Raw genomic sequence first — 9,235 nt, forward strand, 5'->3', positions numbered from 1 at the left:
AAAAATAAACGCCACCACAATTAGCATATGTGTTGTGGGTACTACAAAAGAAACAATAGCAAGCAAAACACTTACTATGATAACGAATACAGCCAAAAGCTTATACTCTGCACTTAAGAAAGCCAAGGCACCTTCATAAATGTAATCTGATATTTCTTTCATTTTTCCATCTCCGGCATGTTGTTTCATTACCCAAGATCTTTTAACGCCCATGTAAATTAGGCCTAATACTGCCATAAGAATTGGCATGTAAATCATCATTGACTCCATTTAATCTATTGTTAGTTGTTAGATCAACTAATGTAGTAAATTAGAATAGAATAAAAAAAAGCCACTTTCTCTAAGAAAAAGTGGCTTAAATGATCTAAAATATTATTTATATCACAAAAGTACGTTTCGCTTTGTGCTCACTATTATCATATCTTTCAACACATTCATGATAAATCTCTATCGCTTTCGCAGCATCGCTCCATCCGCCTGTATCTACTTTTTTCTCTTCTAAATCTTTATAAACTTGAAAGAAATGTTCTATTTCTTTTAATCTATGCGGATTTAAATCGCTTATATCATTGTTATTGCTCCAAATAGGATCAGATACAGGTACACAGATAATTTTTTCATCTGGTCCTTTTTCATCTGTCATGTGGAAAACTCCAATTGGTTTAACCTCCATTACCGTCATTGGGTATGTAGGCTCTGTACCCATTACCAATACGTCTAATGGATCCTTATCCAATGCTAGAGTTTCAGGAATGAATCCGTAATCACCTGGATACATCATTGAAGAAAATAACATACGATCAAAACGAATTTTATGTAAATCGAAGTCGTATTCGTATTTGTTTCTGCTTCCTTTCGGAATTTCTATTAAAACATCAAAGGTCAATCCTTTTGCTGCTGCCATATTAAAAGTTGTTTAAATTCTAGTTTGTAATGAAACGTTACTTATTAGTTATAATTGTAAAAATTAATCGAATTAAAAGACAAATCCAAAAGTTCCTGTAACTCCGAACTTTCTTGCATCTGGATTATCCAGATAATTTCCCCTAAAATTAAAATCTAATCTAAATACCTTGAATATATTTCCTATACCAAAAGAGTATTCATAATAAATTTGATCCGACGGTGCACTTAATGGTGTATTCATAGTTGCAGGTGCACTTAATGCAATATTTTCATCAGATAAATCTCCCCAAACCCCACGTATAGCCACTATTTCCCTTAAATTATATTTTCTTAAAAAAGGGATTCTAGAGAAAAATCTTCCATTAAAATTATGTTGCAAATGTACGGCCGCATAGGTGTCTGTCACAAATTCATAGAAGTCTAAATTTGGAAATGTACCATAATTGGAGAAAAAGGTTTGGTTACCAGGAACAACACTTAAGAGCCCTAAAGGTACCTCCCCAAATGTTTTACCTAATTCTACTGTACTTAATAATCTTCCAAAACCACCTAATTGCCATGGTTGACTGTATGAGAATTGAAGCTTGCTATAATCAAAATCACTATTCATTACTCCCTTCGTTCCCTTTGTATAATTCAACAATAAGGTACTATAGGTATCATTGACATCTCTACGCTCTACACCAAAACCAATTGTTTTCTTACCCGGGGTATACAACACAAGCGCATTAAAATCAAACTGGCGTATTTCTGAAGAAACTCCTGTTGGAGATTCCGGGTCCACATAGTCTAAACTAAAATCATTAGGTAAAGCAGAACTCAAAGTTCTAAAGGTACCACCCACTGATAATTTTAAATTTGTAAGTGGTTCTATTTCAAAGTTTAGCGCACTTAAATTAATATTTGTAAGCCTATTATTTGCTCCAACGGTCAATAAAGATGAAGACGCTATACTTCGCCCTAAAACATCATTTGTAGCAGTTAAACTAACGCCAAGCTGTTCTATATCTCTACGATTACCACCCGATACTATTAGCCTGCTGTTTTTATCTAAAAGCATTTTACCAGCCAAACCATGTTTAAATTTATGGTCCTTGAACCCGTATGCCGTGTAACCCTCAATACGCCAAAGATCATTTTGACCATAATATGTTCTTGCCCCAAGCCTTACTCTTGCTCCTTCAGCGCTGTTATAACCAAAGAAATCATACACCGAACCTAAGTCTAAATTCCATTTATCCACTTCTACATAACCAGAGCCTAATATGCTGATGAAATTATAATAGTTTTTAAATTTAGGCACTGTTTTAAGAGTATCAAGCAAGCTATAAATTCCTTGCTCATCTTTGTTCAAGCTTTCCAATCTATTCTTTTCCCAAAAGGCATCATCTTTTATAATTTGGGTGACATCTAAGGGATTTCTATCTTTTTTATAAACCTCTTTAGGCCTAACTTTATCGAACTCATAATTATCATATACAGACGTTCGCTTTCCATAGAGTCCGCGTGATTCTTCCTTTTTATTAAAACTGAAATCACTTAACATATAATCACGCTTCAAAAGAAAGACAGAATCGTTCATTACCTCAAAATCTTGCTCAATATATATGTCTTTTACCCAGTTAATATTGGCACTCTTGGTAACTTGTAAATTTATATTTTTAACCGCCCAAGTAGAATCATTCACCCAAAAATCTCCTTTAAAGGTCAGTTCATTTTTACGACGGGGGTAATAAACAATATTATAACACCACTTATTATCTATAAACGCACTATCCCTAAGCGCATAGTTATACACATCTACACCCGTTTTTGATAGCGGACTAGTGAAACTTTTATCGAAGAATTTTAAGTAATTGTTATAGACATCATACTCTTGATATAAGTCTTGAACAAATGCTATAATAGCCTGATTGTTCTCAAATCCTGAATTCTTGTTCCCTAAAACTTCCTCTTTTTCTTCTTTTAGCTTATTGTCCCCATAAATTTTAGAAAAAGTCTCGTTCAAGAAGATGGGCAAGTAGGTTTTACCTGTAATACGGGAAGTATCCAAGTCTTGAAAAACAAATTCCAATCCCTTAAATACTTTACTTTTTATTAGTGAGCTATCTATAGTATTTAAATCGAACTCCACCTTTTCATACTTATCAAAAGCATATTGATTAAACTGACGAACACCGTTCTGACGTTTCTTTGCCCAAATTTTTCGAAGAATATCTACAGCAGGGTTATTCTTTTTAGATTGTTTGCCTGCAATTAAAACCACCTCGTTTAACTGCTCTGCAGCTTCAACCATGGTTATTTTTAAATCATAAATGACTTTAGCGTCTAATTGTAGCTCGTAATCTGTATAGCCAATAAATGAAACGACAACAGTGGCATATTCATTTTCAGACTCTAAATAAAACCTACCATCATCATTTGTAATGGTACCTTCTGTAGAATTTTTAAAGAATACATTCGCAAAAGAAACAGGTTCGCCTTGGTCATCAATGACAATACCGCCTATTTTGGTCTGAGCCTGAGCTATGAAGAAAAATAGACTAAAGAATGTGAATAGTATCCCTTTCATTAAAAATTGTCGTTCAATAAAAATTCTTTTCGTAAATAACATACCAATAAAAAAAGCTTCTCCAGACTTGGTCGGAGAAGCTAAGGTACTTTACAAAAGTAAACTTTTATTTGTATAAAACTTTTTTAACAGCCTTTACCACATCTTTATGGTTTGGCAACCACTCTTCTAATAATACAGGAGAGTATGGCGCCGGTGTATCAGCAGTGTTAATCTTAACAACAGGAGCATCTAAATAATCAAATGCATGTGCTTGTATATGATATGTAATTTCAGTTGCTACGTTACCAAATGGCCAAGCTTCTTCTAAAACTACCAAACGATTTGTCTTCTTAACAGATTTCAAAATAGCTTCGTAATCCAAAGGCTTTACCGTACGTAAATCGATAATCTCACAGCTAATGCCTTCTTTTTCCAATTCATCGGCAGCTTTATCCGCTTCTTTTATAATCTTACCAAAAGAAACAATTGTAACATCTTTACCTTCTCTACGAATATCCGCAACACCCAATGGAATAGTGTAGTCACCTTCTGGCACTTCACCTTTATCACCATACATTTGCTCAGACTCCATAAATATTACAGGATCATTATCACGTATTGCCGCTTTTAATAATCCTTTTGCATCTGCCGGATTAGATGGTACAACAACTTTCAAACCTGGGCAGTTAGCGTACCAGCTCTCAAAAGCCTGAGAGTGTGTTGCCGCTAATTGACCTGCTGATGCCGTAGGACCCCTAAATACAATAGGACAAGGAAATTGCCCACCGGACATTTGTCTGATCTTAGCTGCATTGTTTATTATTTGATCTATACCTACCAACGCAAAGTTGAAGGTCATGAACTCTATAATAGGTCTATTACCGGTCATCGTTGAACCAACACCTATTCCTGCAAAACCAAGTTCTGATATTGGGGTGTCAATAACCCTCTTAGGACCAAACTCGTCCAACATCCCTTTAGAAGCTTTATATGCGCCATTGTACTCAGCTACTTCCTCACCCATCAAATAGATAGATTCATCCTTCCTCATTTCTTCGGACATGGCCTCGGCTATTGCTTGCCTAAATTGTAGTGTTTTCATGTATGGTAAATGTTATTCTTTGTTATATGCTAGAAAGCAAGCAAAAATATGAAATATAATGTCAAAAAATAGAATGCCTTATTTAAAAAAAGTTATAAAATTTACTATGCATGCATAGTAAATTCGGATTTTATTAGCTATCTTCGTCAGCATTGATATAAAGTTTTTTAAACATGAAGATATTAGTTTGCATAAGTAATGTACCAGACACTACGTCTAAAATAAATTTCACAGATGGCGACACCAAATTTGACACCAATGGTGTACAGTTTGTAATTAACCCGAACGATGAATTCGGATTAACAAGAGCTATGTGGTTTAAAGAAAAACAAGGCGCTACAGTGCATATTGCTACTGTTGGCGGACCAACTGTTGAACCTACCATGCGTAAGGCACTTGCCATTGGCGCAGATGAAGCTTTTAGAATTAACACAGAACCTACAGACGGTTTTTCTGTTGCCCAACAACTGGCAGAAGTCGTTAAAAATGGTGGTTACGACCTAGTTATTGGCGGCAGAGAATCTATTGATTATAATGGCGGAATGGTACCAGGAATCTTAGCTTCTTTGACAAATATGAACTTCATCAATTCTTGCATTAATCTTGAAATTGACGGAAACAACGTTACCGCAGTAAGAGAAATTGACGGCGGAAAAGAAAAACTGACCAGTTCACTACCATTAGTAGTTGGTGGTCAAAAAGGTCTTGTTGAAGAAAGTGACCTTCGTATTCCCAACATGCGTGGTATTATGATGGCTAGAAAAAAGGCATTAACCGTTGTTGAACCTGTAGATGCCATAAAAGCTACCGAAGACAAAAAATTCGACAAACCAGCTCCAAAAGGTCAAGTTAAACTTGCCGATAGTGTAGATCAATTGGTTGATCTATTACATAATGAAGCCAAAGTCATTTAATAACCTATATAAATAGGTAATCATTAAAAACAAAAAAGATGTCAGTTTTAGTATATACAGAATCAGAACAAGGAAAATTTAAAAAGAATGCGTTCGAGGTTGCCTCTTATGCTTCTGCAGTTGCCAAAATGATGGGCACAACTGTTACTGCTATTGCTTTCAATAGCACTGAAAACGAATCTCTAGGTGATTATGGCGTTTCAAAAGTCATAAACGTAAAAGATGATACTCTAGCTACTTTTAATGCTGGATTGTACGCTTCTTCTATTGCTGAAGCCGTAAAGAGTACAGATGCAAAAGTGGTTATTTTAAGCTCTAGCACAGACACTAAGTATTTGGCGCCATTGTTATCGGCAAAATTATCTGCAGGTTACGCACCTAACGTAGTCAAAGCTCCAGATAGCACGTCACCATTTACTGTAAAAAGAACCGCATTTAGTAATAAAGGTTTTGCTCACACCCAAATAGATACGGATATTAAAATAGTAGGTGTATCCAATAATGCTTTTGGTGCCCACGAAAACAAAATAGCTATTTCTGTTGAAGAAATAAGCGCAGCTGCTGATGCAGCGACAAACGACACTAAATCTGTTGAAATAGATAAAGTTGTTGGTAAAGCTACTATTGCTGATGCCGATATCGTAGTTTCTGCAGGAAGAGGAATGAAAGGACCAGAGAACTGGGGAATGATCGAAGAATTAGCAGATGTTTTAGGCGCTGCAACCGCTTGTTCCAAACCGGTATCTGACCTTGGATGGAGACCGCACGGTGAACACGTAGGGCAAACAGGAAAACCTGTAGCAAGTAACCTTTACATAGCTATTGGTATCTCTGGAGCAATTCAGCATTTAGCAGGCGTAAGCGCTTCTAAAACGAAAGTTGTCATTAATAATGACCCTGAAGCACCTTTCTTTAAAGCAGCTGATTACGGAATTGTTGGAGACGCCTTTGAAGTAGTTCCTCAATTGATTGAAAAATTAAAGGATTTTAAAGCACAAAACGGTTAAATTTTTGTTATTTTGTGCCCCTTAAAGGGCTGTTCGGATAGTTGGAGCCCCAAGTATTCGAACAGCCTTTTTTAGTTAAAAACCTATGAGTCTAGTACGATTAAAAATAAAAGGTATCTCTTACAGTCAAACTCAGAATGGTGCATACGCACTTATTTTGAACGAGGTTGAAGGTGATAGAAAGTTACCTATTGTTATTGGCGCTTTTGAAGCTCAATCTATTGCTATTGCTTTAGAAAAAGAGATCAAACCCCCAAGACCACTTACACACGACCTTTTCAAAAATTTCTCTGACAGGTTTGATATTGTTATCAAACAGGTGATTATTCATAAATTGGTAGATGGTGTATTTTACTCTAGCATCATTTGCGAAAGAGATGGTATCGAAGAAATCATAGATGCAAGAACCAGTGATGCCATTGCCTTGGCATTACGTTTCAACGCTCCTATTTTTACATATAAAACTATACTGGACAAAGCTGGTATTTTCTTGAAATTCTCTTCTAAAGAGAAGGATCAAAAAGATAACGACGACAGCATCATGGTCGATGAAATTTTGCAAGAAGGGGAAACTATAGAAATAGAATCTGGCGCTAGCGATGGCTACACGGAGCTTACTATAGATGAATTGGAAGCAGAATTAAAAAAGGCAGTCACCAACGAAGACTACGAAAAAGCGGCAAAATTGAGAGATGAAATCTCTAAACGCAACTAAATATTAAATTACAGTTTATGAAAAAGGGCAAATGGTTGCTATTTTTTGCACTAATTCTCACTTCAATTACTTTTGCTCAAGACGTAGATGTAAACATTCCTTTAGAAAATACCACTGATACTACTTTGGCAGAAGATGTAGCTACTGCTGGCTCTATGGGTATGGAAACCAGTGAGGGTTTTTCTATCAATAGCCTTGGCAGAGGTATTCTTGGCATGGCAGTCTTGTTATTTTTAGCATTTCTATTTAGTTCCAACAGAAAAGCCATTAATTGGAAAACAGTTGGTATAGGTCTAGCATTACAATTAGTAATCGCTATAGGTGTTCTTAAAATCCCTTTTGTACAATTGGTTTTTGAGCAAATAGGAAAAATATTTGTCAGCATTTTAGAGTTCACCCGCGCAGGTAGTAAATTCCTTTTTGAAGGTTTGGTAGTAGACACTGGTACTTTTGGATATATTTTTGCCTTTCAAGTACTACCAACAATTATATTTTTCTCCGCTTTAACCTCTTTGTTATTTTACTTAGGATTAATTCAGAAAGTGGTAAAATGGCTTGCTTGGGCACTTTCGAAAACATTGGGTATTTCAGGACCTGAAAGCCTTTCTGTTGCAGGAAATATATTTCTTGGACAAACAGAAGCTCCCCTTTTAATTAAAGCATACTTGGAAAAAATGACCAAATCAGAAATTCTATTGGTCATGATCGGAGGTATGGCAACGGTTGCCGGTGCTGTATTGGCCGCCTACATAGGTTTCTTAGGAGGTGAAGATGAATTGCTGCAATTAGTTTTCGCCAAACATCTATTAGCAGCATCTGTTATGGCTGCCCCAGGAGCTATTGTTATTTCCAAAATACTATACCCACAAACCGAAGAAGTAAATAGCGACGTTCATGTGTCTTCCGAAAAGATTGGCGCCAATGTGCTAGACGCTATTGCAAACGGAACTACAGAAGGTCTTAAACTTGCAGTTAACGTTGGGGCAATGTTGTTAGTTTTCGTTGCTATCATAGCCATGGTAAACGGAATTTTAGAGTGGACAGGAGATGTAACACACCTAAATAGCTGGATAGCCGACAACACTTCTTATTCTAAATTCTCTCTTGAAGCAATTTTAGGAACCGTATTCGCTCCTTTAATGTGGTTAATTGGCGTAGCCAATGAAGACATTATGCTTATGGGGCAATTACTTGGCATTAAATTGGTAGCGAGTGAATTTGTAGGATATATTCAATTGGCAGAACTTAAAGACCTAAGTACCTTACCGCATTTAAAGTTTAACAAATCGGTTATTATGGCTACTTACATGTTATGTGGCTTTGCAAACTTTGCTTCTATAGGCATTCAAATTGGTGGTATTGGCTCCCTTGCTCCAGGGCAAAGAAAGACGTTATCTGAATTTGGCATGAAGGCAGTTTTAGGCGGTTCATTAGCTTCATTACTTTCAGCTACTATTGCAGGTATGATTTTAGGATAAAAAGCCCCCTAGCCCCCAAAAAGGGAACACCTATTATTTCGTTGATAATTATTGATAACTGAAAAGTTATTCCTCTGTTTTAAATATCATCTTTCTTTATTTTTGAAACAATAAAAATTATTATTCCGCAAAAGTTCTATGAAAAGGACCTAAGGAGCTCTATTCTTATGAAACAATACCACGACTTACTTAATCACGTATTAGCTGAAGGAAACCAAAAAGGTGACCGCACAGGAACCGGAACTAAAAGTGTTTTTGGTTATCAAATGCGTTTTGACCTCAGCGAAGGCTTTCCTATGGTGACCACCAAAAAATTACATTTAAAATCTATAGTATATGAACTACTATGGTTTTTAAAAGGTGATACAAATATTAACTATTTACAGGAAAATGGTGTTCGTATTTGGAACGAATGGGCAGATGAAAACGGAAATCTTGGTCCGGTTTACGGTCATCAATGGCGCAATTGGAACGATGATGAAATTGACCAAATTAAAGAAGTGATTCATTCTCTAAAAACGAATCCTAATAGTAGAAGAATGTTAGTTTCCGCTTGGAA

9 protein-coding genes are annotated in these 9,235 nt (G+C 36.0%); 5 read left to right on the top strand and 4 right to left on the bottom strand.

All coding sequences use genetic code 11. From position 1 onward, the window contains the following. The 4 genes from ABJI11_RS06580 to ABJI11_RS06595 all read right to left on the bottom strand — a co-directional run. A partial coding sequence (locus ABJI11_RS06580; protein ID WP_348350549.1) for a sodium/proton-translocating pyrophosphatase occupies positions 1-270 on the bottom strand: 270 nt, incomplete at its 3' end. A gap of 106 nt (positions 271-376) precedes the next feature. Further along, entirely contained in the window at positions 377-904 is a 528-nt protein-coding gene (locus tag ABJI11_RS06585; RefSeq protein WP_348350551.1) for an inorganic diphosphatase, read from the bottom strand. A gap of 72 nt (positions 905-976) precedes the next feature. Next, positions 977-3,478: a DUF5686 family protein gene (locus ABJI11_RS06590; RefSeq protein ID WP_348350553.1), complete on the bottom strand. Its 2,502-nt coding sequence runs from the start codon at positions 3,476-3,478 to the stop codon at positions 977-979. Positions 3,479-3,584: 106 nt separating this feature from the next. Beyond that, the gene (locus ABJI11_RS06595; protein ID WP_276494600.1) at positions 3,585-4,562 is read right to left on the bottom strand and encodes a pyruvate dehydrogenase complex E1 component subunit beta; all 978 of its coding nucleotides are present in this window, start codon (positions 4,560-4,562) and stop codon (positions 3,585-3,587) included. 173 nt (positions 4,563-4,735) lie between these two features. Here ABJI11_RS06595 and ABJI11_RS06600 point away from each other — a divergent pair, with 173 nt between their 5' ends. The 5 genes from ABJI11_RS06600 to thyA form a co-directional block, all read left to right on the top strand. Then, positions 4,736-5,476, top strand: coding sequence for an electron transfer flavoprotein subunit beta/FixA family protein (locus ABJI11_RS06600; protein WP_348350555.1), 741 nt, complete (start codon positions 4,736-4,738; stop codon positions 5,474-5,476). 38 nt (positions 5,477-5,514) lie between these two features. Next, positions 5,515-6,483 (top strand): electron transfer flavoprotein subunit alpha/FixB family protein, encoded by a 969-nt coding sequence (locus tag ABJI11_RS06605; protein WP_348350557.1) that lies wholly within the window; start codon positions 5,515-5,517, stop codon positions 6,481-6,483. Positions 6,484-6,568: 85 nt separating this feature from the next. Continuing rightward, the gene (locus tag ABJI11_RS06610) at positions 6,569-7,198 is read left to right on the top strand and encodes a bifunctional nuclease family protein (RefSeq protein ID WP_073247103.1); all 630 of its coding nucleotides are present in this window, start codon (positions 6,569-6,571) and stop codon (positions 7,196-7,198) included. A gap of 155 nt (positions 7,199-7,353) precedes the next feature. After that, a complete protein-coding gene (locus ABJI11_RS06615) occupies positions 7,354-8,676 on the top strand; it encodes a nucleoside transporter C-terminal domain-containing protein (protein ID WP_348350561.1) in 1,323 nt (440 codons plus the stop codon). 167 nt (positions 8,677-8,843) lie between these two features. Continuing rightward, positions 8,844-9,235 (top strand): thymidylate synthase (thyA, locus tag ABJI11_RS06620; protein WP_348350559.1); only part of this gene is annotated, 392 nt, incomplete at its 3' end.

The organism is Maribacter sp., from assembly GCF_039968975.1.
Lineage (GTDB): Bacteria > Bacteroidota > Bacteroidia > Flavobacteriales > Flavobacteriaceae > Maribacter.

Coding starts and splice junctions, on each gene's coding strand:
- ABJI11_RS06585 (WP_348350551.1), bottom strand. CDS start 904: ATGGCAGCAGCAAAAGGATTGACCTTTGATGTTTTAATAGAAATTCCG.
- ABJI11_RS06590 (WP_348350553.1), bottom strand. CDS start 3,478: ATGAAAGGGATACTATTCACATTCTTTAGTCTATTTTTCTTCATAGCT.
- ABJI11_RS06595 (WP_276494600.1), bottom strand. CDS start 4,562: ATGAAAACACTACAATTTAGGCAAGCAATAGCCGAGGCCATGTCCGAA.
- ABJI11_RS06600 (WP_348350555.1), top strand. CDS start 4,736: ATGAAGATATTAGTTTGCATAAGTAATGTACCAGACACTACGTCTAAA.
- ABJI11_RS06605 (WP_348350557.1), top strand. CDS start 5,515: ATGTCAGTTTTAGTATATACAGAATCAGAACAAGGAAAATTTAAAAAG.
- ABJI11_RS06610 (WP_073247103.1), top strand. CDS start 6,569: ATGAGTCTAGTACGATTAAAAATAAAAGGTATCTCTTACAGTCAAACT.
- ABJI11_RS06615 (WP_348350561.1), top strand. CDS start 7,354: ATGGGTATGGAAACCAGTGAGGGTTTTTCTATCAATAGCCTTGGCAGA.